Origin of the sequence: Nocardioides sp., from assembly GCF_025965415.1 — a bacterium.
Taxonomy (GTDB): domain Bacteria; phylum Actinomycetota; class Actinomycetes; order Propionibacteriales; family Nocardioidaceae; genus Nocardioides.
The window spans coordinates 35233-60189 of the sequence record NZ_JAOPWY010000121.1 but is presented as its reverse complement, the minus strand read 5'-3'; the positions used below and the strand labels follow the sequence as shown (position 1 = coordinate 60189).

At 67.2% G+C, this 24957-nt stretch carries 22 protein-coding genes; 16 read left to right on the top strand and 6 right to left on the bottom strand.

All coding sequences use genetic code 11. The annotated features are described in order from the left end of the window. The 3 genes from JWN97_RS13085 to JWN97_RS13075 all read left to right on the top strand — a co-directional run. A partial coding sequence (locus JWN97_RS13085) for a GAF domain-containing protein (protein WP_297623214.1) occupies window positions 1-950 on the top strand: 950 nt, incomplete at its 5' end. A 2-nt stretch (window positions 951-952) separates the two neighbouring features. Continuing rightward, complete coding sequence (locus JWN97_RS13080) at window positions 953-1375, top strand: hypothetical protein (protein WP_297623212.1); 423 nt, start codon at window positions 953-955, stop codon at window positions 1373-1375. Further along, window positions 1372-2316, top strand: coding sequence for a tyrosine-type recombinase/integrase (locus JWN97_RS13075; RefSeq protein ID WP_297623210.1), 945 nt, complete (start codon window positions 1372-1374; stop codon window positions 2314-2316). Before JWN97_RS13080 ends, JWN97_RS13075 begins: the two co-directional genes overlap by 4 nt. A 338-nt stretch (window positions 2317-2654) precedes the next feature. Here the strand turns inward: JWN97_RS13075 and JWN97_RS13070 are convergent, their stop codons facing one another. Both JWN97_RS13070 and JWN97_RS13065 read right to left on the bottom strand, forming a co-directional pair. Next, on the bottom strand, window positions 2655-3356 hold the full coding sequence (locus JWN97_RS13070) for a GAF and ANTAR domain-containing protein (protein ID WP_297623208.1): 702 nt from the start codon (window positions 3354-3356) through the stop codon (window positions 2655-2657). Between the two features lie 232 nt (window positions 3357-3588). Continuing rightward, a complete protein-coding gene (locus JWN97_RS13065; protein WP_297623206.1) occupies window positions 3589-4959 on the bottom strand; it encodes an FAD-dependent oxidoreductase in 1371 nt (456 codons plus the stop codon). A 34-nt stretch (window positions 4960-4993) separates the two neighbouring features. On the opposite strand from JWN97_RS13065, the gene JWN97_RS13060 reads away from it, so the two are divergent. Then, on the top strand, window positions 4994-5935 hold the full coding sequence (locus tag JWN97_RS13060; protein WP_297623204.1) for a LysR family transcriptional regulator: 942 nt from the start codon (window positions 4994-4996) through the stop codon (window positions 5933-5935). Between the two features lie 522 nt (window positions 5936-6457). Further along, a complete protein-coding gene (locus JWN97_RS13055; RefSeq protein ID WP_297623202.1) occupies window positions 6458-6922 on the top strand; it encodes a DUF4383 domain-containing protein in 465 nt (154 codons plus the stop codon). A gap of 84 nt (window positions 6923-7006) precedes the next feature. Here the strand turns inward: JWN97_RS13055 and JWN97_RS13050 are convergent, their stop codons facing one another. Beyond that, window positions 7007-7666: a hypothetical protein gene (locus tag JWN97_RS13050; protein WP_297623200.1), complete on the bottom strand. Its 660-nt coding sequence runs from the start codon at window positions 7664-7666 to the stop codon at window positions 7007-7009. Between the two features lie 286 nt (window positions 7667-7952). Here JWN97_RS13050 and JWN97_RS13045 point away from each other — a divergent pair, with 286 nt between their 5' ends. From JWN97_RS13045 to JWN97_RS13015, 7 genes are all read left to right on the top strand, one after another. Then, window positions 7953-8333, top strand: a complete 381-nt coding sequence (locus JWN97_RS13045; protein ID WP_297623198.1) for a transposase — start codon at window positions 7953-7955, stop codon at window positions 8331-8333. Beyond that, window positions 8294-9325, top strand: a complete 1032-nt coding sequence (locus tag JWN97_RS13040) for a transposase (protein WP_297623196.1) — start codon at window positions 8294-8296, stop codon at window positions 9323-9325. Before JWN97_RS13045 ends, JWN97_RS13040 begins: the two co-directional genes overlap by 40 nt. Window positions 9326-9409: 84 nt before the next feature. Next, a complete protein-coding gene (locus JWN97_RS13035; RefSeq protein WP_297623194.1) occupies window positions 9410-10438 on the top strand; it encodes an NAD(P)H-binding protein in 1029 nt (342 codons plus the stop codon). Between the two features lie 1768 nt (window positions 10439-12206). Next, window positions 12207-13145 (top strand): TRAP transporter substrate-binding protein, encoded by a 939-nt coding sequence (locus JWN97_RS13030; RefSeq protein WP_297623192.1) that lies wholly within the window; start codon window positions 12207-12209, stop codon window positions 13143-13145. Window positions 13146-13205: 60 nt separating this feature from the next. Continuing rightward, window positions 13206-13736, top strand: a complete 531-nt coding sequence (locus JWN97_RS13025) for a TRAP transporter small permease (protein WP_297623190.1) — start codon at window positions 13206-13208, stop codon at window positions 13734-13736. Then, entirely contained in the window at window positions 13729-15033 is a 1305-nt protein-coding gene (locus tag JWN97_RS13020) for a TRAP transporter large permease (protein WP_297623189.1), read from the top strand. The genes JWN97_RS13025 and JWN97_RS13020 overlap by 8 nt, the downstream gene beginning before the upstream one ends. 66 nt (window positions 15034-15099) lie before the next feature. Beyond that, window positions 15100-16431: a hypothetical protein gene (locus tag JWN97_RS13015; RefSeq protein ID WP_297623187.1), complete on the top strand. Its 1332-nt coding sequence runs from the start codon at window positions 15100-15102 to the stop codon at window positions 16429-16431. Here JWN97_RS13015 and JWN97_RS13010 read toward each other — a convergent pair. After that, window positions 16400-17164, bottom strand: coding sequence for an SDR family oxidoreductase (locus JWN97_RS13010; RefSeq protein ID WP_297623185.1), 765 nt, complete (start codon window positions 17162-17164; stop codon window positions 16400-16402). The genes JWN97_RS13015 and JWN97_RS13010 overlap by 32 nt on opposite strands. Before the next feature lie 145 nt (window positions 17165-17309). Here JWN97_RS13010 and JWN97_RS13005 point away from each other — a divergent pair, with 145 nt between their 5' ends. Both JWN97_RS13005 and JWN97_RS13000 read left to right on the top strand, forming a co-directional pair. Next, on the top strand, window positions 17310-19286 hold the full coding sequence (locus JWN97_RS13005) for an acetoacetate--CoA ligase (protein ID WP_297623183.1): 1977 nt from the start codon (window positions 17310-17312) through the stop codon (window positions 19284-19286). A gap of 29 nt (window positions 19287-19315) precedes the next feature. Beyond that, window positions 19316-20095, top strand: coding sequence for an enoyl-CoA hydratase/isomerase family protein (locus JWN97_RS13000; protein ID WP_297623181.1), 780 nt, complete (start codon window positions 19316-19318; stop codon window positions 20093-20095). Between the two features lie 19 nt (window positions 20096-20114). Here the strand turns inward: JWN97_RS13000 and JWN97_RS12995 are convergent, their stop codons facing one another. Continuing rightward, window positions 20115-20789, bottom strand: coding sequence for a TetR/AcrR family transcriptional regulator (locus JWN97_RS12995; protein ID WP_297623179.1), 675 nt, complete (start codon window positions 20787-20789; stop codon window positions 20115-20117). Between the two features lie 73 nt (window positions 20790-20862). Then, window positions 20863-22473 carry an AMP-binding protein gene (locus JWN97_RS12990; protein ID WP_297623178.1) on the bottom strand — a complete coding sequence of 537 codons (1611 nt, stop codon included), beginning with the start codon at window positions 22471-22473 and terminating at the stop codon, window positions 20863-20865. Window positions 22474-22736: 263 nt separating this feature from the next. On the opposite strand from JWN97_RS12990, the gene JWN97_RS12985 reads away from it, so the two are divergent. Beyond that, window positions 22737-23786: a hypothetical protein gene (locus tag JWN97_RS12985; protein ID WP_297623176.1), complete on the top strand. Its 1050-nt coding sequence runs from the start codon at window positions 22737-22739 to the stop codon at window positions 23784-23786. Further along, window positions 23783-24949 (top strand): thiolase family protein, encoded by a 1167-nt coding sequence (locus JWN97_RS12980; protein WP_297623174.1) that lies wholly within the window; start codon window positions 23783-23785, stop codon window positions 24947-24949. Before JWN97_RS12985 ends, JWN97_RS12980 begins: the two co-directional genes overlap by 4 nt. Window positions 24950-24957: the final 8 nt, after the last annotated feature.

Here is a 24957-nt window from a genome sequence, read left to right as displayed (position 1 = left end):
TGGGCCTCACCAGCGCGCTCATCGTGCCGCTGGCCGGTCGCGATGGGGGCGTCGTCGGGACGTTGACGCTCATCCACGCTGAGTCCGGCCGTCGCTACAGCGAGGAGGACTGCGCCTTCCTCGAGGCCGTGGCCGACCGGGTGGCGGTCGCCCTGGACACAGCCGCCAGCTTCGAGCAGCAGTCCGAGCGGCTGGCGGGAGTCACCTTGGTGGCCGAGGCCGCCCAGCGGGCGATCCTCGCACCACCGCCCGCCCGGGTCGGACCGGTCGCGTTGTCTGCCCGCTACCTGTCGGCTGCCCGGGAAGCCCAGATCGGGGGGGACCTCTACGAGGTCGTCCGCGGGCCGTCGTCCCTGCGACTGTTGGTCGGCGGAGCAGCGAAGTACTCGACGACGGTGGTGGTGCCCCAGGCAAGAGTCGAACTTGCGACCTTTCGCTTAGGAGGCGGCTGCACAGACGGCCCTGACCTGCGACGCCATGCGTCGCGGGCCCCGATTCACATGAACTTCCCATACGGGTCACCGTTCCGGGAGCCCCGGTTGGTGCCAGAGCGGACGCACCGGCACGGTTCGGCACCGCTTGCCCACCTGCACCACAGGACAACCCCAACGGACCTCGCGGCCGGCCTCCCGACCCTGCTCACCATCCACGACATCGCGTGCCTGCTCCGACTGCACCGCACTGCCGCCTACGCCCGGACTCGCGAACCGGACTTCCCCGATCCTCTGGTCATCTCCGGCTCGTGCTACCGCTGGTACACCCATGAGGTCCTTGCCTACGTCGACGCCAGACGTACTTCCAAGACCGTGCCCCGACCTCGACGGGGCGAGGAGGACTGCTCTCTTCCAAGCGGTCTCGCGCACCCCGTGCCCCGGGTGAGAGTGCCGCGGCGCACGCGTCACGATGCCGATCGGGATGTCCCCCCAGCCGGTGAACGGCGGAGTCACTAACCATGGCGCGCCCCCAGCCCTACGACCGAGCGGCCGACCCGGCCCGTCCCGACGGTGAGCACGCCGCCTGGGACACCCCTGCAGGACTGGTGGCGATGTACGCCCCGACCGTGCTGGTCCCGTACTACCGGATCACCTGGGGCAACCCGCAGGAGGGCACCTCCGTCGGCAGGTACTTCGACACCGCGTGGGCGAAGGCGCTCGCCCGCGAGCATCTGCTCCTCGCCGGAGCCACGCCGCGGACCGAGTTCAGTACATCGGTCGGAATCGACTACTGGCTCTCCCCGGAGCGACCCAAGCCCAAGGGATCGTGGGGCGAGTCCCACACCAAGACGATGACCTACTACGCCACGCGCTACTCCGGCCAGTGTTCGGCGGGGTCCGGCACCTCGACCTGCGCCGGGCCCACCTACAGCTCGCGGTGAATCTCGCCCCGACGGAGTCCGAGGGCCGCAACGTCCGGAGAGCGGCTCGGTCCCTCGTCGGGGCACTCCGTCAGGGTGACTACCTGCTCGAGTCGCAGGTCATCGACCTCGGCACCGTCTGGTGGCACGGCGCCCGGGACACGACGGTCGTCGAGCAGGGCGACGGACCCGCCGAGTACGTTCCGCGAAACCAGCGCCCTACGCACGACCAGGTACGAGCGCTACGCGAGGCGATGACGACGCGACGACGTCGCGGACGGAAGGAATGGCGAGCACTGGCCGTCGAGCTCGCTGCCTACTCCGGCGTCCGTCGGGGCGAGCTCGCCGTCCTGGACGACGCGACGGTCCACACCGACGGCCGCATCAGAGTGCAGTGGCGCCTCGAGACGATCGGCGGCCCCCGCCTCGCGCTGCCCAAGGGCAACAAGCGCCGGTGGACCACCTACCCACAGATCACGCCGACCGGCTTCCCGTTGGCCGCGGCGATCGAACGACGGTTGGCCATCGAGCACGAGCGGGCGGCAGGCACGAACCCCAACGGTCTGCTGTTCCCGTCCGAGCGCGGCACGTGGCTGCTCGGGGGCAACTTCCATCGCGATGTCTTCGAGCCGGCCGCGCTGGCAGCCGACTGGCCCTTCCGTGACGGGTTGAAACCGTGGGGGGAGGGCAAGACCCGGCGGCAACGCACGTGGTCCCTCACCTGGCACTCACTGCGTCACACGTTCGTGACCTGGCAGCTCGAGGATGTCGGGCAACCGACGTCGCGCGTCGCCACGTTGGCCGGTCACGAGTCTGCGGAGTTCACGCTCCGACGGTACGTCTCCGGAGCCAAGGACGACATCGCAGACTCCCTTGCGGCTCTTGGGTGGGAGCCCGCGCTCAGCCCGGCCACCGGCGCCTCCGGGGCCACCGACGTCTCCGGCCGATACATGTCGGGGTAGTCCTCAACAGACACCTGCGGAGGTGCCTGGAAGGGACCAACATGTTCCCTCTGCTCAAGGTCTTGTGTGTCCGTAAGGCGGCGCATAGACGCAGGCGTCCTGGTGCCGGCTCGTGCAGCAGTCGCAGTGAGTAGTCCGAGCATGTTTTGACAGCCTCGACCGATGCGGCTGGCGAACACACCGCCGCACCGGTCACGTAGGGGCGAACGCGGCAAAGGGACGCAGTGCGCCCTCCCAACGATGGTCGTGAACGACCTGTGCGTTCGCGCGAGTGTTGAGTGCGGCACATCCTCAACCCATTTGGGGGCCCTCGCAACCCAAGTGGGCGGGTCCCATCTTCATCTCGAGTCGGGGAGCTTCCGGGTGCGCGCGATATCGGTGGCTATGTCGACGAGTTTCCGGTTGGTATGCGACGACACTCGCCGCAGGTAGTCGAACGCCTGGTCCACGTTGATGTCGAAACGCTCCATCAAGATGCCTTCCGCCTGCCCGATGATGATCCGCGTGTGCAGGGCAGACCCGAGCTGCTCGATCTCCCGCTCCGCGGCCATGATGACAGCGAGGTGCCCAGCAAGGGACTGGCTCACAACGAGATCATCCTGGTCGAAGCGCTTGCCTTGCTGGGCATAGAGGCTCAGCGCACCAAAAGAGTGCCTGTCGGTGTAGACGAGCAGCGACATCACGGAGTTCACGCCAATCTCATGGCGCACCCGCGCCGCCCACCGGGGCCAACGCTCCTCGCGGGTCAAGTCAGAGCTGATCAGGGTGTCGGCGTCACGCAGGGCGTCTAGGCACGGCCCTTCACCCAGCTCGTTCTGCATCTCGTTGGCACGCGAGACCACGTCGTCACTACTCACTCGCGTGGCTAGTCCAGGCTTCGCGTTGATCGTGATGCCAGCATGGTCGACTCGCCTGATCAACGAGACCGCAGAGTCAACCACCAATTGGAGCCGGGCGTCTTCGTCCGGAGCAGCCGCAATGGCGTGAGCCAGTTGGGCGAACTCGCTCACCCGTTTCGTAGCGTCGTCGCCCACGCTCATCCATCCCTCCCCAGGGTCAAGCGATGGTAGTCGACCGTGAGCATGGTCAACTACATCCTCAGGAGGCGAGACAGCGGCCGGCCAAATGTGCCAGTTCTTCTGGCAAACCTGAGGCGACGAGTCCCGAGGACAAAGCAGCAACCCCAGGGTGAGTCGGCGCGTCTCCATGCCCGACAGGCGGCGCATTGACACAGCTGGACCCAACGTTGGAAAGCGTGCGATTGCTTTGTATCTATCGGCCAGCGAGCAGCATTTCCTCACGCCCCGCGACCTTGACTCGGGGGCGTTTGGTGGGCCGCCCAAGAGAGAGCTCGTGGGCGTCCACGCGCTCCCAGTGCGCGAAGGTGGTGAAGTCGACGCCCCGGTCGGTCAGGTGGTCCTCGATCGCCTGCGGCTCGCGTTTGGTGGCAGTGGGTCTGGTCTCGGCGAGCAGGTGGGTAACGGTCTCGGCCGCGTCGCTCTTGGTGTGGCCGATGAGACCTATCGGTCCACGTTTGATCCACCCGGTCACGTAGATGCTGGGGATCGGCTCGTCGGCGAGATTGAGCACCCGGCCGCCTGAGTTCGGGATCACTCCGGCAGTGTCGTCGAACGGCAGCCCTGGAAGCGGGGTGCTGCGGTACCCGATGGCTCGATAGACGGCCTGCACGTCCCAAACCGTCTCCTCTCCCGTACCGATGACCGTGCCGTCGCCGACCAGTTGGGTGCGCTCGGTGCGCAGCGCCTCCACACGGTGGTCGCCATGGATCGTGACCGGCTGCTCGAGGAAGTGCAGGTGGATCCGGTGCGGCTTACCGGTGGGCTCGCGCCCGACCCAGTTCGCCAGTGTGTCCAGGACGATCTTCGCCTGCTTGTTGGTGGCGATGTGCTCCATGCTCGCCTTGTCGACCTCGAATCCCTCGGGGTGGACCACCACGTCGATGTTCGGTGAGTGCGCGAGCTCGCGCAGTTCGAGAGGGGAGAACTTCACGTACGCCGGGCCTCGGCGTGCGAACACGTGAACGTCGGTGGCCCGATTTGCCTGCAGTCCTGCATGAACGTGCTCCGGGATGTCTGTGGTGAGCATCTCGTCGGCTGTCTTGGCGAGCACACGGGCGACATCGAGTGCGACGTTCCCGGCTCCGACGACGGCGACGCTCTTCGCGGTGAGCGGCCAGGAACGCGGCACGTCGGGGTGCGCGTCGTACCAGGACACGAAGTCGGCAGCACCAAAGGATCCTGGCAGGTCCTCGCCCACGATGCCGAGCGGGCGGTCAGTCATCGCGCCGGTCGCAATCACGACGGCGTCGTAGTAGGTGCGCAGCTCGTCGAGCTTCAGGTCGATGCCGAGGTCGACGTTGCCCAGGAGTCGGACCCTGGGGTTGGCCAGTACGCGCTGCAGTGCCTTTACGATCTCCTTGATCCGCGGATGGTCAGGTGCCACGCCGTACCGCACGAGTCCGAAGGGGGCCGGGAGTCGCTCCAGGATGTCGACGGACACGCCTGTGTCGGACTTGACCAGGTGGTCCGCCGTGTAAATGCCGGCCGGGCCGGCGCCGACGACGGCTACGCGAAGAGTCATGGAACAAGTCTGCGAGAACACGGTCCAGTTCGGAACGAGCATCTGGTTGTGCTGTCACAAGGTAGTCTTGTGACCCATGGTGGGTCCGCATGTGCCAGAGCTGCGGACACTCGAACTGCTGGTGGTCGTCGCCCGGACTGGCAGTCTCTCCGCTGCGGCCGCTGAGTTGGGGATCAGTCAGCAGGCCGCGTCGTCGCGGATCCGCACGGCGGAGACGCTGGTCGGCGCGCCGCTGCTCATGCGCACTCGACGGGGATCTGCGCTGACCCAGACCGGCGACCTGGTGGTGCACTGGGCGAGCCGCGTCGTGGATGCTGCCGAGCAGCTCGATGCGGGCATCGCCGCGCTCCGCGACGACCGACGTGCCCAACTCAAGATCGCGGCCAGCCTCACCATCGCTGAGTACCTGCTGCCCGGCTGGCTGGTCACCTTTCGCACACATCAGGCGAGTCTCGGTGTCGCGCGTACCGAGTTCGCGATGACAGCTGCCAACAGCGAGCGGGTCGTCGAACTCGTGGCGTCGGAGACAGCGGACCTCGGCTTCGTGGAGGGGCCACAGCCGCCGCCCAATCTGCGTCACCGCCTGATCGGCGTCGATGAGTTGGTCGTCGTGGTCGGTCCGGCACACCCGTGGGCTCAACGCTCGAGCAGACGGGTCAGGCCCGCGACGCTCGCGTCCACGCCACTGGTCGTGCGGGAAGCAGGCTCCGGCACCCGCACCGTGCTCGAGCGCGCTCTGCGTGACCTGCCCCTTGCACCACCGGCTCTGGAGCTGGCCAGCACTGCTGCGGTGCGGGCGGCCGTAGCGGCAGGCGCTGGGCCAGCCGCCCTGAGCGTGTACGCGGTCCGCGACGACATCGCCAGCGGACGCCTGACGCCCATCCGCGTCGCCGGACTCGACTTGTCCCGCCGACTGCACGCGGTCTGGACTCGCGGGGCCAACCCGCCGGCCGGTCCCGCACGCGACCTGGTGCAGTGGGCCGTCGCCCAAACCCATTCCGTGGGGCGGCGCACATAACCCAACTCCCGTGGCGGACGCCGGCGGCGCGGATACTGAGCGATCCCTTGGTGGCGCGACCGACTGGGATGCGTGCCGACGCACCTCACCGCAAGGGTGGTTGATGGACAGTGATGATAAGGAGGTCGAACGTTCAGCCATGATCGTGCCGACCTGCTGGCCCGAGTAGAACTGTCCTGCTCACGGGGTGCCCCGGGGGCGCTCGCTTACCCAGTCGAGCGCCGGCCGGCGCCCGGTGAGACCACAAACTTCGTCAGCGCTCTGCGGCCGGACCTCTCCGCCTCGAATTGAGTGTCGGCCCTCCTCTGATCCTCAGAAGCAGGGCGACACCCAGTCGCGGCGAATAGACGCACTCATGCGGCGGCAAATGCCAACGGGTTGGGTACGTGCGTGCGTCTGGGTCCCGCCGTTGCCCTGGGGTGCCTGGGAATCACGGTGCAGGTGTGGCGACTAGGGAGCCCGTTAACGGGTACCGATCTGCACACCATCCTGGTGCTTCCGGGATTTAGGAGAGGTTGTGCCATGGACGTCGATGCACGCACGAACACGAAGAAGTCGGACCTGCAACGCGCTGCCGGCGCGGTAGGCGCTGTGTTCCTCTTGGTCGGGATCTTGGGCTTTATCCCCGGCATCACGACCGACTACTCCACGATGGAGTTCGCAGGCCATGAGTCAGACGCGAAACTGCTCGGCATCTTTGAAGTCTCTATCCTCCACAACATCGTCCACCTGCTCTTCGGTGTCGCTGGTCTTGCGATGGCCAGGACTTGGGACAGCGCACGCGCCTACTTGATCGGTGGCGGGGCCATCTACCTCGTCCTTTGGATCTACGGCCTGCTCATCGACCACGAGAGCGCGGCCAACTTCGTGCCACTCAACGACGCTGACAACTGGCTCCACCTCGTGCTTGGTCTCGGCATGATCGCGCTCGGAGTGCTCCTTGCGAAGCGGGACCGCGACAAGCGTGGACACCACGACGGCCGGTGAGCACGACCGACCTGTCTGAGGTGGAGAAGCCTTGTCAGGCGGGCCGCAGGACAGTGCCTCTGACCCGAGGTGCCTGACCGTCATTCAGGGCCGGCGGGACTGCCGGGCGGTCGCGTAGGAGGGCTCTCTGAGCTGGCGGACCCAGTCGTAGAGCTCGAGGCCGGGCAGTACGTTTCTGACGGGGTCGAACGACACGGGCATGTCTGCATGGTCGGACGGGTCCGTATGGAGCGACAGGTCGGCAAATGGATGCCACCCGCCTGAGCGGGTGGCCCAGGCCAGCTTGACGCTGCCCTCGTCTCGGAACACCGCGGAGAGAAGTACCGCTCCGACAGGTGTGCGATATGGCAGCAACGTGGTCATCGGTCTCCGGTACGGCGACCGGGCAGCGGTGAGCGTGAAGCGGGTGAGCCGTCCGAGCCCCGTCGAAGCGAACAACAAGTCGCCGCCGCGGCCCCCCTCCGTCGGCACCCGGATGGCAAGGCCATGGATGTCGGGGACGGGAGGCGGTAGTCCGATTGCTCGGGACTGCCGGACCAGCACGAGGTCCTCGCCTGCCTGGTCCAGCCAGCCTGCGCCGGTCAGGCCCTGGGTACCGACCCGGCGCAGGGTGCCCTGAACGACAGAGCCCCGGGGGTGCAGTGGCTTGGTAGCCGGCCGGGCGGCGATCATCCGAGTTGCGGCGCCGAGCATCTGACCACCGGTGTACGAGGCGGCGCGGACCGCCGAATCGAGAGCGCTCATGTGCCATCGGTACCCGCTCACGGCTGGCTACACACGCGACGAGACCCCGCAACGCCCCAATAACGGCTCCGCTGCGCAAAGTCGGTCACTCAGCTCTCGGCACGCAGGACGTTCCCATGACATTGTGCGGAGCAGATGAGGAAAGCTGAGGACGAGAGACTGTCGCACGAATCGGCCCATCGTTCCGCGTTGCGCAGCGGTGTCGCCGGCGGTTGAACCGAAATACTCAGGGCGTGGCCTACAACTTCACCAGGGTCGATCGAGAGCAGCTGCTGACGCCTCCCTTGTGGCCGACTGGCTGCCCGAGGATCATCTGGCGTGGTTCGTGATCGATGTCGTCGCCGAGCTCGACATGTCCTCGTTCTTGACTGCCTACCGGCTCGACGACCGTGGCGGGGCCGCGTACGACCCGCAGATGATGCTCGCGCTGCTGGTCTACTCCTACTGCGTGGGTGAGCGTTCCAGCCGCAGGATCGAGAGGCGGCTGGTCGAGGACGTTGCTTTCGGGTGGTTGCGGCCAACCAGCAGCCTGACCACGCCACGATCGCGCGGTTCCGGGCCAGCCGCGAGGCGGCGATCGCGGGCCTGTTCGGCTAGGTCCTCGCGGTATGCGCACGCGCTGAGCTGTTGCGCCCCGGGCTGGTCGCGATCGACGGCACGAAGTTGAACGCCAACGCCTCCCGGGATGCCAGCCGCACCGCCGAGCAGATCGCCGCGGAGATCCTGGCCGAAGTGGCCGCGACCGACGCAGCCGAGGACGCCGAGGCCGACACCGCTGGTCGACACGCTGATGGTGACTCCGACGGTGGACTTCGCACCCGGAGCGGACGGTGCGCACGGCTGCGTGCCCTGCTCGATGATCTTGAGGCTGAGGCCGCGGAGAAGTCCTATGAGGCGCACCTGGCCAGACGTGCCGAGAAGGAGGCGGCCACCGGCAAGCCGATCCGGGGGCGACGTCCCACGCCGGGCTCGGCGACGCACAAATCACGGCGGCAAGCCAACCTGACGGATCCAGACAGCCGGCTGCTTAAGACCAAGGACGGCTACGTGCAGGGCTACAACGCCCAGGCCGTCGCGACCACTGACCAGTTCGTGCTCGCCGCGGAGGTCACCAACCTCGTGATGGACGCTCCCGCGTCTGCACCGATGATCACCGCGGCGAAGAAGAATCTCAAGGCCGCCGGGGAGCGACGCCGGGTCCGCAGGGTGGTCGCGGACGCGGGGTATTGGAGTGTCGACACCGTCGCCATGAAGGGTGTGGCGTCGTTCATCGCTCCTGGGCGAGCGCGGCAACTGAAGAAGATCGCCGAGACCGAACAGGCCCGCACCGCGATCCTCGATCGTGTCGAGGCCGGCGAGATCGACACGCTGGAAGCATCCGAGCAACTCGGGGTTAGCAGAGCACGGGTCCAGCTCCTACGACGGCGCCGGGCCGGTGATCCGGACCCGCTGACCACAACGATGATCGCCAAGCTCGACAGTCCGCGAGGCCGAAAGACCTACAAGCAGAGAGCCCCGAGCATCGAGCCCGTCTTCGCCCAGATCAAACACAACCGACGCATCCGAACCGTCTCCCGACGGGGCCTGACCGCCGCGGACAGTGAGTGGAAGCTGATCTGCCCAACCCACAACCTGCTCAAGGTCTACCGACTGGCCTGACGGGAGTGTCCGGGTGTGGCCCATCCGCACGGATCGGCCATCCGGGCACGGCGGCGGCGACCACTGGTGTGACAGCCTCACGAGTTGAAGATCCTGGTCACCGGCGCGACCGGTTACGTCGGCGGGCGACTGGTGCCCTTGTTGCTCGAGCGCGGTGATGAGGTGCGCACCACCACGACCAACCCGGATCGCGAGCAGCCGTGGTGGGGCGACCGGGTGGAGACCGTCGTCATGGACGCGCTTGACCCGGACCAGGTCACGGCCGCCTGTGAGGGCATGGGCGCGGTCTATTACTTGATCCACGGGATGGGCGGCGACGACTTTGCCGAGACCGACCGCAAGGCAGCCAGCAACCTCGCGGCGGGTGTGCGTGCCCAGGCTGTCGACCGGGTCGTCTATCTCTCCGGGCTCGTCCCCGACGTCGGTGAGTCCGAGCTCTCCGAGCACATCAGCTCTCGACGCGACGTCGAACAGATTCTCAGCGATGTGCCCGCGATCGTCGTCGTGCTGCGCGCTGCGGTACTCCTGGGCAGCGGGTCCACCTCCTTCGAGATCATCCGCCAGGCCAGCGAACGGATACCCGTGCACACCGTGCCGTCGTGGATGGACTCCATGGTGCAGCCGATCGCCGTCGTCGACGTGCTCGAGGCGCTGGTCGGAGCGCTGGAGTACACAGGTCCCTCGCGCCACTTCGACGTGGGCGGACCCGACCAGGTGCGCTACAACGCGCTAATCGAGGCCTACAGCTCACACGCCGGTCTCAAGCGACCGCAGGTCAATGTGCCGCTGCTGCCGACAGCCCTTGCCGGCACCCCGGTAGGCAGCCTCACCGACGTACCTCGCCCAACGGTCGAGGCGCTGGTCGAGAGCCTCCATCACGACTTGGTCGTCATCGACGGCGACTTCCAGACGATCCTGCTGCCACAGGGACACCGCCTCATGGGACTCGACGAATCCTTCAGACGTGAGCTCGCCTCGCCAAGGACGGCGCCTGAGAACTCGGACCCGATGGGGCCACTGCAGCAGGACCCGGCCTGGGCCAGCGGCGGCGACGACCGGCGCGTACTGGCCAAAGTGGTCGACGCTGCCAAGGACATCTTGCCCAAATTCTGAGCCGCTCAGCCCCGAATTGCGCGGTCTCCAACCGATCGGATCAAACAGCCCGGCGTGGTCCACTTCGAGCTAGCCCATTCTGGGCGCTGTGCAGTGGCTTCAGGTCGCACCAACTGGCGATGACGTCAGTGTCGAGCGGCGCGTAATCCGAGAGACGTCGGGCTTCCATCCATCCCAGCTCGCGGTCCTGCTGATTCAGCATCACCGGTCTGACCTGCGGTTCTATCGAGGCTGCCGCCAACTCGAGTCCAGCGGCACTTCCGGCGCAGAGCCGGCGGCGTTCTCCATGTCACTACTGTGCAGGAAGAGAGCACCATTTTGCGCCCGTCCCGGTTCGCCCGTCCCAGGCGGGCGGGGGAGAGGCAGGGTTCGTGCGGGCCGGAAGGCGGGGTCCCTCTCCAGTCGAATGTCATTCGTTCAGTCCGACTTGAACACCGTGTCGGTGTGCAAGGTCAGGGCCTTCGCGCTACGGGTCGTAGCTGCGGCACGCGAGCATCAAGATCGCGTGCCCAACGCAGTTCCGCTCATAGAACTCGACGCCGTTGCCGAACTCCGACTTGAGGCGAGGGCTTACGCGCAGCCGGGCCCAGTCATCGAGGCCGAGGTACCCAGCGTGGAACAACTTGTGTAGGTCGCTGCAGCGCCCGGAACCCGACGCTAGACGGCGTCCAGAAGTTCGCCTCCGTGAGGTGTGATCGCGTGCCGAGGAAGTCGGACCACCGCTTGTCGGTGACGGCGACGACCGCATGCACGCTCGCACCCAAGCACTGCACCCGGTCATGTTCGACGATTCAGCGCCAGGCGTCTCCACACATCTTCTAGGTGTCGCAGACCCCCGCGCCCGTCCTAGCAGTACGCCTCTGCTTCTTCGACATACACCTCTTGCAGATCGAGGGGGGTTCTGTGACCTGCAGGCTGGGGAAAGGTGGCCGTTTGGTCGACCTGTGGAACCACTTCGACACCTTCATGCCAAGGAGGTGGGCACCGGTGACTGTCTTGATGCGCGTGATGTCGGCGAGGAGGGGGTGCGACTACCCGCTCGAGAGTGGGGGGCGACACGGTGGTCGTCGCGACGCATCTGTTCAGTGTTGAAGCGGTATCGACGCCGTCGTGACAAAGCAATCCCAGTCGCATGGCGTCACCTCCGGCGATGTATGAGGTGCTTGGCGAGCGGTTCTGAGGCCCGCGCGAAGGCGAGGCAGAGCGCGCGGCGACGTACTCGCGAGAGCCTGAGGCGGGTTCACAGTTCAATCAGCCATCGCTCAAATACCGCCGATCAGATGATGCGTGTCCTGCGCGAATTCAGCACTGGGGTCGCTCTTCCTCAAGGGTGGTCGCACGGCGGCCGTGCCACCGCGGTGAGTCCACCCGAAGGCCCTGCCGGACCCTCCATTGCGGTAACCGCGTGGTGGACGAGCCCGCGGACCCGCGGTCAGTCAGTACGTCAGGGACGCAAGCGACGTTGGCTGCAAGGCACATGGATGCACGTGAATCGGCTGACGACCAGCGACGCCGATGGTGGCGTAGACCCAATCAACTAGCCAGTTGACGGACGGGGCGTCGATGTGATTGAGGCTCTTGACAGTGGCGCTTACAGACTGCGACAGTCGTCACAATCGTCAACAGCACTGTTGACACATCTCCCCGAGGAGTCGTTATGCCCGTGTCTTACTCGCGACGGCTGGCCGTTCCGGCTGCGGCAGTCATTCTTGGTGCCTCCGGACTCGCAGCTTGCTCTAGCGCGGACGGGGGTGAAGGCGGGGGTTCGGTGACCTTGACCCTTGGGCACCCGTTCGCCCCCGAGCACCTGATCCAGACCGAGGTGCTCGAGCCGTGGGCCGAGGAGGTCGAGGAGGCCACGGACGGGAAAGTCAAGATTGAGATCGTTCCGGGCGGCGCTCTCGGTGCCGGCGACGTGGTGTACGAGAACGTCAACAGTGGTGCGCAGGACCTCGGTTTCAGCGCTCCGAGCTACACGCCCGGCCGCTTCCCGATCACCGACGTCGTCGAACTCCCTTTCCTGTTCGACAGCGCGGTCGAGGGAACCGAAACCATGTGGCAGGTCTGGGAGGAGTTCCCTGAGTTCCAGGAGGAGTACGGCGACACGAAGGTTCTCGGCCTCTGGGCCAACGACATCGGCGACCTCTGGACGAGTAAGAAGCCAATCTCCACTCTCGAGGACGTCAAGGGCCTGACCCTTCGTGCCCCCGGGAACGCGCAGGTTGAGCTGGTCAACCAGCTCGGGGGGTCCGGAACGGTCATCCCAGGTGCGGAGGTCTACGACTCGATTGACCGCGGCGTCATCGACGGGCTCATGGTGGCTGACTCCGGGCTGGTGACCCTCAATCTTCTTGAAGGCCTTATCAACTATGGCGTGATCTGCAACTGCTACACGAACACAGGGTTCCTAGTGGCAAATCAGGACGCGTGGGATGCTCTCACTGAGGACCAGCAAGAAGCGATCGAAGGGCTCAGCGGTGAGGAGTTGTCCCTCCGCGCCGCCGAGGCCTACGACTCCGCGTACGCGGCAGCCCTGGACGCCGTCGACGAGGCTGGCGTCGAAGTGACCGTACTCGAAGGTGACGAGCTCGATAAATGGCGCGCCGCGGGTGAGACGGTGATCGAGGACTACATCCAGGACCGTTCCGCGGACGGCCTGCCTGCGCAGGAGATCGTCGACTTCGTGCGCGACGCTGCCCAGAACTGACCCCGCACACGCCCAGGAGGTCGACCGCCAGTGGAACAGCCAGTCTCGAATGAGATCGCGGTGCTCGATGAGGCACCTCAGACACCCCACGGTCCCGCCGGCAAGGTCGTGTCGCTGGCAGCAGGACTCTCGCACCTGATCGCGTGCGTCCTGCTGCTGGCGGTCATGTTCCTCGTCGTGGCGAACGTCGTTGGCAGGCGGTTCCTCGATCAGCCCGTGCCCGGCGCGCAGGAGCTGGTCGAGGTCGGCATCGCCGCCCTGGTGTGGCTCGGCATGGGGCACGCACAGCTCCGCGGCGACCACATCATCGTCGACCTCCTCTTCCACCGGGCAAAGCCGCGGGTTACCGCGCTGGTGGATGCACTCGCCTACGCACTCTGCACGCTCGTGGGAGTCGTGCTGGTTCGCCAGTTCGTCGCCTACTCGGGCGTGATGGACCGCGGCGGCTACGAGACGGCGGTCTGGCACGTCCCCGTGTCAGCCGTCGCCCTCGTGTGCGCTGCTGGCGCGGTGGTCTGGACTGCCGCACTCGCACTCGAGACAGCGGGTGCGGCGTTGACCGTGCTTGGCAAGGAGACCACACATGCCTGACCTCTCGACTGACACCGTCGGCATCGTGGGGATCGTTGCCCTACTGGTGCTGATGGGACTCAGGGTTCCGGTCGGTGTCTCGATGATGATTGTCGCGGTGGCTGGCTTCGCGGCGATCACGACGCCTGAGGCCTCATTGGCGCGATTCGGGCAGGACGCCTTCCGGGAGGCCTCGAACTTCGGGCTCAGCGTGGTGCCCATGTTCGTCCTGATGGGCATGTTCCTGGCGAACTCCGGTCTGGGAGCGGACGTCTACCAGGCGATGGACCGGTTCGCACGCAGGCTCCGCGGTGGCCTGGCGGTCTCAACCATCGCTGCCTGCAGCCTGTTCGGTGCGGTGAACGGCTCGGCGGTCGCCGGTGCGACCACGATGTCCCTGGTCGCCGTACCCGAGATGGAGCGCCATGGCTACGACAGGGGCTTCGCGGGGGCACTCACGGCGGCCGGGAGCACCCTGGGCTCCCTGATCCCGCCGAGCGCACTGCTCGTGCTGTACGGCATCCTCACGGAGTTCCCCATCGGCGATGTGCTCCTGGCCGCCCTTCTCCCGGGCATCCTCGTCACAGTCGTGCTGATGGTCACGGCCTACCTGATGGTCATTCGGGACCCGAGCATCGCGCCACCCGTCAACGCGCCACCGAACATCACCATCGGGCGAGCGCTTCTTCTCCTCTGGCCGGTACCCGTGCTCTTCGGCATCAGCATGGGAGGGCTTTACGGAGGGCTCTTCACACCCTCCGAGGCGGGTGCGGTGGGAGCGTTCCTCGCCCTGGTCTACGCGCTCGCGACCCGGCGGCTCACGCGAGCCGAGCTCTCGGACGCCGTCAGCCGGAGTGTGCGAATCAGCGCGATGGTCTTCCTGCTGGTGATCGCCGGGAAGATGTTTGGGTACTTCCTCACCGTGACGCGCATTCCCCAGGATCTCGCGCGTTGGGTGGCGGATCTCGCCGTGCCGGCGCAGCTGATCCTCGTCGTCGTCTTCGTCATCTACTTCGTCCTAGGCGCCCTGATGGACGAGTCGGCGATCCTCGTGATCATGACGCCGCTGGCCCTGCCGATCGTGTTGGCTCTGGGGTACGACGGCATCTGGTTCGGCGTGCTGTCGATCATGATGCTGCTGACGGGGCTCATCACACCACCAGTCGGCATCATCACGTTCGTCGTCAGCGGCGTTGCGAACATCCCCATCCGGATCATGTACTGGAGGATCATGTTCTTCAGCGCTGCGGTCGCGGTGTGCGTCGTCGCGGTGATTTGCTTCCCGCAGATCGCGCTCTACCTGCCCAACCGCACCTGAGCTCCAGGGCGGGGATGGCCGGCCGGCTCGGCGGGCCGGCGGGCCCCAGCGCACAGTCGGAACCCGATGCGTAGCCGATCTAAGGATGCGCTGCTGGTCGTCCTCACGTTGTTGACAGCCATCTCGCACGCCAGCTTCATTGGCGCCCCGGGCTGGCCGTCGGACCAGCCGATCGCGAGTGCTGCGGTCCTGCCCTGGCTGATGACCACGACCTTGCTCACCGCTGCGCTCGCCGTGACGGTCAGCAACTCGCTCGTCGTCGCACACGGTTCGACGAGGGTCGTGCTGGGTGCGGCAGGGGCACTGTGCCTGGGGTCGGCTCTCGGAGCCGCGTTCGCGGACTCGCTGCCTGCCCTCATCGCTGCCCGGCTGCTCCAAGGCATGTCGGCCGTTGCGGTGCCCGTTGCCCTGACTCCTGCGATTGGGGGGACTCAGCGAGCCGTCGGAGCAGGTGCTGCGCTGGCGATCGGAACGGTGCTCGGCGTTCCGGTCGGCTCGCTGCTGTTCGATGTGGGCGGGCTGTCGCTCCTCTTCGCCGGACCCGCCATCGTGGGTGCGGTGGTGCTGGCTGGGCTGGCGACAGCAGGACACGTCTCCACGAGCTCCGGCGTCCCCGTCGACATACCCACCCCTGACCTTGCGGTCGACCGGCACGCCCACCTCGTCACCGACCTGACCTCCGGCCTGTCGCTGGCCGTTGGGCTGGGGGCCATGAGTCAGGCCTCGCTCGGGCGTTGGACCACGGCATCCGTGCTAGTCACGGCCGCGGCCGCTGTCGCCGTCGTGGCCTATCGGCGGGCGCGCGGGCTCGCGCCATCGGAGGGGCGCATCGGCGGCGGTCGCCTTCGTAGTGGCCTTCGGCTGCCGATCCTGCATGCTGCATCGGCACTCCTTGGCTTCGCGATGTTTGCGAACCTCATGGCCCTCGGACTTGCGTCACCCGCCGCGGGTGATGCGCTGGGGCTACGTACGTTCGTCATATGCCTGGTGGGCGCCGTCCTGTCGGCAGTGACCGTGCTCGTCTCGTCCCTGGGTGGGGGGCGACGCGCCGCGAGCCGCACCTTGGTGACCGGCTGCGGGGCAGCCTCCGCGGGGTTCGCCCTCAACCTATCCCAGGAGTCGAGCTGGGTCGTCGTGGCGGGAACCTTGGCCTGCTTCGTCGGGATCTCGATGGCCTACGCAGCACTCCCCGTGGTGTGTGCTGCCGCCGTGGCGCCGCGTCCGGCGACCCACACGGCCGCCCGAAACACCTTGTACCGAAGCCTGGGCACCGCGGCTGCCTCCGTCCTGCTGGGAACCACCGGGGCGACGGGGCCGCATGCGGGCGGCGCCCTGGCGGCCGCGAGCGCAGGGCTTCTTGCCCTCGTCAGTACGCGGTCAGACCGCCATCGGCCATGATCACCTGGCCCGTGAGCATCCGTGACTCGTCGCTCAGCAGGAAGAGAGCGATGTCGGCCACCGACTGGGGCGGACCCATCGCGAAGGGGTAGTCCGCCCAGTCGAACGACAGGTGCGACGCCACGTTCCCCTCGGCTAGGCGACGCTTGGCCCTCTCGCTCAGCGCCGCCGCGGGTGCGATCGCGTTCACGCGGATCCCGTCGGTCGCATAGGCGCCGGCCATCGAGAGCGTCAACGCACCGACGGCTCCCTTGGCGGCGGCGTACGCATGGATCTGCACCGTGCCGCGGTAGGCCGAGTAGGACGTCATGTTGACCACTGCGCCACCGCCAGCACGCTTGAGCAGCGGGACCGCAGACCGGGAGCACAGGATCACGCTCAGCAGCTCGAGGTCCAGGACTCGGCGCACGACGTCGACGGTGAGCTCGTGCACCGGCCCGTCCTCCGAGGCGGACCCACCGGCACAGTTGAAGAGCGCATCGAGGCGAGCGTGACTGTCGTCGACGGCCTCAAAGAAGGCGGCGACCGAATCCTCGTCGGTCACGTCGAGGCGATGACCGCTCACGTCGAAGCCGCTCTGCCGCAGCTCGTCGACCAGCGACTCCAGCGCGGTGACGTCGATGTCGCCGAGGACCACGCGAGCGCCGTTGTCGGCGAAGGTGCGCGAGGCAGCAGCGCCGATGCCGGCAGCGGCGCCGGTGATCGCGACGACTTTGCCGTGTAGGCGAGACAATGTGAGCTCCTTCGGCGAACGGGGGTGCCTTGTAAAAGTAGCGAGTGCATCTCGGTTCGTCAACAGGCCTGTTGACGAACCGTTCGAGGGAGCCGTACGTTGCTGTCCGTCACACTGAGCGCGAGGAGCACCTGGAGGCCGGGCCGTGCCGGAGCAGCAGCGTCGGGTCGTCTGGACCCCCGAACAGCGGATCGCGCAGTTCCCCTCAAACATGGAGCGGTTCGCCCGGTGGGTGGAGGAGCGCGAAGGCACGTCCTTCGCCGGCTACGAGGCGCTGCATCGCTGGTCCGTCGAGGACGTCGCTCGATTCTGGTCCGCCGCAGCCGAGTTCCTAGGGGTTCGGTTCCACACGCGCGCCGCTGACATTCTCCAGGGCGGCTTCCCGAACGCGTCCTGGTTCCCGGGAGCCACACTCAACTACGCGGAGCACTGCATGCTTCCAGGCGACTCCCAGTCGACCGCCGTCGTCGCGTACACGGAGGCGGGTGATCGTCGCGAAGTCACGCGCTCGCAGCTGCGCGCCGACGTGGCGAGGATCCAGGTGGGCCTCCTCGAGCTCGGCGTCGGGGCCGGCGACCGGGTCGCCGCGTTCCTTCCCAACCGCCCGGAGTCCATTGCGGCGATGCTTGCCACTGCCGGCCTGGGCGCGATCTGGACGTCGTGTGCTCCCGACTTCGGCGTCGACGCCGTCGTGGCGCGTTGGCAGCAGGTGGAGCCGAAGGTCATGCTCGCCGTGCCGGGATACCAGCACCGCGGCCGCTACTTCGACCGCTCTGACGTGGTCGAGGCGATCCGTGACCGTCTGCCGTCCGTGCACCACCTGGTACTCCTGGATGCGGAGGACCACGGCGGCCCGGCCGGAACGGCTGACATCGGTCGGTCCATCGCCTGGGAACGAGCGTTCGGTGCCGAGCTCTCCGGGGACGTGACGTTCGAGGCCGTTCCGTTCGACCACCCGGTCGCGATCATGTTCTCGTCGGGCACCACCGGGGCGCCCAAGCCGATCGTCCACGGTCACGGCGGTTTCGTCCTCGAGCACCTGAAGTGGTTCGTTCTCCACGAGGACCTGACCCCTGAGGACCGCGTCTTCTGGTTCTCCTCGACTGGCTGGCTCGCTTGGAACCTCGGCATCTCAACGCTCATGACCGGTTCCACCCTGGTCACGCTGGAGGGTGACTCGATGCACCCGACGCTCGAGAGCTACTGGCAGAGGCTCGCCGACGAGCGGGTCACCTATCTCGGTGTCTCACCTGGATTCCTGGCGGCCTGCCGCGATGCCGGTCTCGTCCCACGCAAGGCGTTCGACCTCTCCTCGTTGCGGACCGTGACGGCGGGCGGCTCCCCGATGCCGGCGGCACTCTTCCACTGGGTCTACGACGCTGTCGGCACCGACCTCTACCTGGCGTCGTCGTCGGGCGGCACGGACGTCGCAGGGTCGATCGTGGGTGGCAACCAGATGCTGCCCGTCGTCGCGGGCGCGATCGCATGTCGGTTGCTCGCCGTGGACGCGGCCGCCTACTCGTCTGATGGGGAGCCCCTCGTCGCGGGAGATGGAGAGCTCGTCATTCAGCAGCCGATGCCGTCGATGCCCTTGGGCTTCTGGAACGACGAGGGCGGGCGCCGGTTTCACGAGGCCTACTTCGCTCGCTTCCCGGACGTGTGGTCGCACGGCGACTGGATCTCCTTCGGTGCCGACGGAACATGCGTCGTCACGGGCCGCTCGGATGCCACCCTCAACCGAGGTGGGGTTCGTATCGGGACCAGCGAGGTCTACTCGGCCGTCGAGCGGCAGGCCGAGGTGGCCGACAGTCTGGTGGTGCACCTGGAGGACCCCGCCGGCGGCGTCGGAACCCTGCTTCTCTTCGTGAAGCTGCGAGATGGTGACGAGCTCACAGACGACCTGCAGTCCCGACTGCGCCATGCGCTGCGCACCAGCGCGTCGCCTCGTCACGTGCCGGATGCCATCTACGAGATCCCGGAGGTTCCGCGCACCGCCACGGGCAAGAAGCTGGAGGTGCCCGTCAAGCGCATTCTGCAAGGCTTCGACCCCCAGGTCGAGCTCGCCAAGAGCGGAGCGGACGACCCGGCCGTGGTGGAGTGGTTCACCACTTGGACGAGATGACGCACCAGCACATCGGAAGGAAGCCAGACGTGAAGAATTACGAGGGACTGGAGGTCGAGGTGGACCAGCGCGGTGTCGCGCTGGTCACGATCCGGGGCCGCGACAAGGTCAACAGCCTCGACGAGCGCGACCACCTCGAGCTGGCCGAGGTCTGGCACGACCTCGACCGGGAGCCGGAGGTGCGCGTGATCGTCGTGACCGGCCAAGGCACCATCTTCTCCGCCGGCGGCAACCTCGACATGGAGCTTCGCATCGCTGGTGATTACGAGGCCGTTCTCGGACAGCTGCGAGACAGTCGGCTGTTGGTGAAGAACCTCATTGACTGCAGCAAGCCAATCATTTCGGCGATCAACGGCCCCGCAGCCGGCGCCGGGCTCGCCGTGGCGCTGCTCGCGGACATCAGCATTATCGGCCACGACGTGGAGTTCACCGACGGCCACACCCGCATCGGCATCGCCGCAGGCGACCACGCGAGCCTGATCTGGCCCCTGCTCTGCGGCATGGCCCACGCCAAGCGATACCTGCTGACCTCCGAGCGAATGACGGGCCAGCGGGCCGCCGACATCGGCTTGGTCAGCTGGAGCACGGAGAGGGACAAGGTGCTCCACGAGGCTCTGGAGGTCGCGGAACGGCTGTCGTCAGGACCTCAGGACGCGATCAAGTGGACGAAGCACGCCTTGAACCTGTGGCTCCAGCAGGCCATGCCGACGTTCGAGGCCTCGCTGGCGCTCGAGATGATGGGACTACTCGGCCCCGACTACAAGGAGGGGCTCACCGCCTTCGCCGAGAAGCGGGCACCGAACTTCTGAGCCGGGGGCCGCCGGCCCGCTACTTCGCGTCCGCCGCGCGAACGCCGTCCAGGAGCATCGCGGAGAAAGTCTGGCCGATCCTCAGGGCGGCGTCCTCGTCCTCGGACGGCTCGAACCATCGGTGGGTCCAGTTGACCATGCCGATCAACCCGAAAGCGATCGTGCGTGCGCTGCCCACGGCCCGGATGGTGCCGTCGTGCAGCCCCTCCTCGATGATCCCGATGACCGCCTCATCGTAGCGACGGTTGAGGCGGCGCATGTCGCGCGCCCACTCGGAGTTCACGTCGTCCGTGATCCTGGTCAGGTCTTCCTGAATATAGACGTAGAGGTAGGGGAAGTGGGTGCGGTAGGAGTCCATGAGCGACTCGATCAGAGCGCTGACCTTGTCGGGTGCCTGCTCGGGACCCTTGCGGATCGTCTCCGCGCGCTCGACGTTGTTCTCCACGGCACCGCGAACGATCTCTTGGAACAGCTCCTCGCGGCTGGAGACGTAGTAGTACAGAGAGGCGCGGTCGGTCCCGAGCTCGGCTGCCACGTCCCCGAGCCGGATCCCGTGAAAGCCCTTCTCCTTGAACAGTCGCCCAGCCACCGCCAGGATCTCTCCCCGGCGCTGCTGATAGCCGGCACTGCCCTCCGCGCGCGCCGTCGCACGGCGCTTGCCGATCGCGCTTGCGGCGCCGCCAACGTCAGCCATCTTCGCTCCCCGTCTTCCTTGTCTCGCCGCTCACCGGCGCGAGTCTATCTTTCGCGCGTCCTCTGCCCGCGTCTCAGCCAACCGACAGGCTCTCGATGAGGGGCCCCAGCAGGTCGTAGTCCGGCTTGCCGCTGGGGACACGGGGAACTTCGTCGACGAACACGACCCTCCGCGGAATCTTGTAGGCCGCCAGGCGCTCGCGGACGAACGACTGAATGACGTCCGGCTCCAGCGTGCAGCCCTGCTCGACCTCCACGGCTGCCGAGACCGCCTCGCCCCAGCGCTCGTCGGGTGTCCCGGCCACGGCGACGTCGACGACGCCGGGGATCTGTCGGATCACCGTCTCCACCTCCTCCGGGAACACCTTCTCGCCACCGGTGTTGATCGAGGTCGACCCCCGTCCCAGGACGTTGACCGTGCCGTCCGGGTTCAGCGTCGCGAAGTCACCGGACAGGCAGTAGGACGTGCCGTCCACGCGGAGGAAGGTGCTCGCGGTCTTGGCTTCGTCCTTGTAGTAGCCGAGCGGATGCCGACCGGCGAACGCCACGCGCCCGATCTCGGCACCATCGGCGCGGACGTCCTGCGTCGAGTCGTGGCGAAAGACCCGCGCGCCGGACTCGAACGAGAACGACCGGTCGGCATCGCCACCCGAGCCACCGCGGGTGATCGAGCGGCCCACGGCGAGCGTCTCCGACGCGCCGAACACGTCGGCGATGGTCAGGTGCGGCACTCGTGCGATCAGCCGGCTCTTCAGGTCGTCGCTGAACGTGAGCCCGCCGGACGTAACGACCTTCCAACCCGTGAGGTCCCAGGCCCCGCCTCGCTCGAGCTCTTCGACCACCGGCCGGGCGAAGACGTCGCCCACCCACGCCACGGAGTAGACGTCGTGACGATCCACGGCGTCCAGCAGCTCATCGGCCGAGAACGAGTCGCCCTGCAGCAGGACGACTGCCCCGCCCCTGAAGAGGAAGGGCAGGCACGTGAAAGTCCCGGTCCCGTGCATGAGCGGTGCCGCCGGCAGATGCCGGCGACGTGAGCTCGGCACGCGATCGCGCACGAGCTGAAGGTCCTGGTCGGCTGGGTAGTTGCTGCCGGTGGCACGACTGAGGATGTTGAACAGGTCGTCCTGGCGCCACATGACGCCCTTCGGCATCCCGGTCGTGCCGCCGGTGTAGAGCAGCACCAGATCGTCCCCGGATCGACGCCAGGGCAGGTCCTGGGACCCGTCGCGGGTCGCGACAGCCTCGACGTACGAGGTCGCCCAGGGCGGACAGGACGCGGTGCCGTCATCGACCCAGATCCACGTACGGACGCTCGGCACACGGTCCCTGACGCTCTCGACGACGTCGACGAAGCTGCCTTGGAAGACCACGGCCTCCGCGTCGCAGTTGTCCCATAGGTAGGCGAGCTCGTCGGCTGCATAGCGGTAATTGGTGTTCACGGGCACGAACGAGCCCTGGAGGGACCCCACGAACCCCCCGATGTACTCCGGACGGTTCTTTAGGTAGAGCGCCACCTTGCCCTGACGGCCGACCCCGGCGTCCACCAGGTGACGGGCAAACCGGCGTCCGTCGTCGAGCAGCCGGCCCCAGGTCACCTCGCGGTCGGCGGTGATGAGTGCGGGCTGCTCGGGCGCCACGGCTCCCACGGCCTCCAGCACGTCCGCGATGTTCCAACCCTGCATCCCAACCTCCGCGTCATCAACTGATCTGTTGAACCTAGCGCCCATGGGTACCCCCCGCTAGAGCGCGTGACGTGCACCATATCGTCAACAGATCTGTTGACGACAGGGCCCGGCGTGTGGTGAAGTGCCGTCATCGCCAGTCGTGGCCCTAGGGGTGGACTTGCGGCAGGCCAACTGGCCTCGAGCCGCGGCGGCGATTCCACAACATCCGGTGATAACCAAGGAGTGCCATGTCTGGGGAGCCACATGTTCACGTCAGAGGCGTGGGCCTGGAAATCAGCTGGCGCGACACCAGCAGGAGCCTGACGGAGCTGATCTTCGACGTCGTGAGCAAGGCCGTCGGGGACTCCGGTGTGGACATGACCGAGATCCAGGACGTCGTGCTCGCAGCCAACGATCTGGTCGATGGGCGTTCGCTCACGAGCATGGTCACCGCCCCAGCGGCCGGAGCGTATCTCCGCGACGAGATCCGCTTCGGCGATGACTCCGCAGCGGCATTCGCCTACGCAGTGGCGCGCATCGAGTCGGGGCTCTCTAAGGCCTGCATCGTCGCGTCCTGGGGACGGACCAGCGAGCATTCCCCCGACGCGGTCGCGCGGTCGCTCTTCGACCCACTGATGAGCCGGCCGCTGGGCCTGCGAGAGGTCGACATCTCCGCCATGCGTGGGGTCAGCTGGTGGCGGCAGCACCCGGACCGGCTCTCCGACATCGAAGCGGCACGGACCGCCACCCGGAAGAGCGCCGCGGCCAACCCGCGGGCGGTAGGTGAGGGTGGAGGCTGGGTCCCCGAGGCGCCTGGTCCCCTGACCGCCGAAGACATGCCCACGTACGCCGACATCGTGGCGGCCGCCGTCCTCACCGCCGCGCCCGGCGGCGTGCGTGTACGAGGTGTCGGCCAAGGGTCGGAGCCCTACTTCATCGGCGACCGCGACCTTCCCGCCATGTCGGCCCTCCGCCTGGCCGCCGAGCGTGCGTTCGCGGACGCAGGGCTCACGGCGCACGACATCGACGTGGCGGAGATTGAGGGCCAGACCCTCGTCGACGAGGCACTCAGCGTCGAGGCCGTCGGCCTGGCGCAGGTGGGCGAGGGCTTCGATGCCATCGCCAACCTAGGTCACATCAACCCGAGTGGCGGGCGGCTAGCCGGCTATTGCGGACCGGCCATGGGGCTGACCCGGATCGTCGAGGCCGTCCTGCAGTTGCGCGGGGAGGCAGGAGCCGTCCAGTGCGAAGCGCCCGCCACCGCCTTGGCCACCGGGTCGTCGATGGTCGGCGGCCAGACCCAGACCGCAATCATCCTGGAGCGAGCATGAAGCAGCGCGTTGGCATCATCGGCGTCGGCCAGACGGGTTATGCCCGTCGCCACCCGGAGTACAGCTCGGCCGAGCTGATCTGGCGGTCCGCACAGGAGGCTCTAGAGGACGCCAAGGTCGACATCGAGGATGTCGATTTCGTCGTGGCCGGGATCGCCCCGGACGCCCTCGCCGGCGAGAATTCCGTCGAGCGCACGGCGATGCTCGGACGGGGGAAGCCCTTCGTTCGCGTCAACACCGGCGGCGTCACGGGATCGTCCGCGGCTTTCGCCGGCGCCACCTACGTCGCCAGCGGGCGCGCCAAGATGACCCTGGTCGTCGCGCTCGAGCGCATGGGGCAGGCCGCGACCTCCCAGCGGGTGTTCAACACGATCTTCGACCCGGTCTACGAGAAGGACTTCCCCCTCACGACGATCACCATGGCCGCGCTGCGCGCCTCGATGCTGATGCGTCTCTACGGGTACACCGAGCGTCACTGGGCGACCATCGCGGCACGCAACTACCGCAACGCCCTCAAGAACCCGCTCGCGCAGATTCACCGGGAGCTGACGGCGGACGACATTCTCGCTTCCGAGCTGCTGGCCTGGCCGATCCACAAGTACGAGGCCTGCCCGATGTCCGAGGGCGCCGTCGCCGTGGTGATGGCCAACGAGGACGTCGTCGGCTCTCGCTCAGTGGCCTGGATGCAGGGCTTCGCGTCTCGGTCCGATGCCTACGCGATGGGGGATCGCATCCATCGGCCCGAGGGCCACCTGGTCGACCTGCTCTCCCTCAAGCTCGCCGCGGCAGAGGCCTACGGCCAGGCGGGCATCACCGCCCCTCGTGACGAGATCGACGTGCTGGAGCTCTACGCGCCCTTCTCGAGCGCGGAGGCGATGACGTACCCGGCCTTGGGCATGTGCGCCGCCCTCGAAGGCCCCGGATTCGTCGACGTGCAGGACACGGACCTCACCATTCCGCGGATCAACCCTTCGGGGGGGCCGCAGGCCGCAAACCCCGTGAGCGCCACCGCTCTTGTCCGGATCGCGGAGTGCGCCTTGCAAGTACGCGGTGCTGCCGGCGAACGGCAAGTGGACGGTGTGCGGCGTGCCGTCGCAACCGGCCAGGGCGGAGCAACCCAGTTCTCGACTGTGTGCGTCCTGGGATCAGAGAAGACCGACTAGGAGACAGA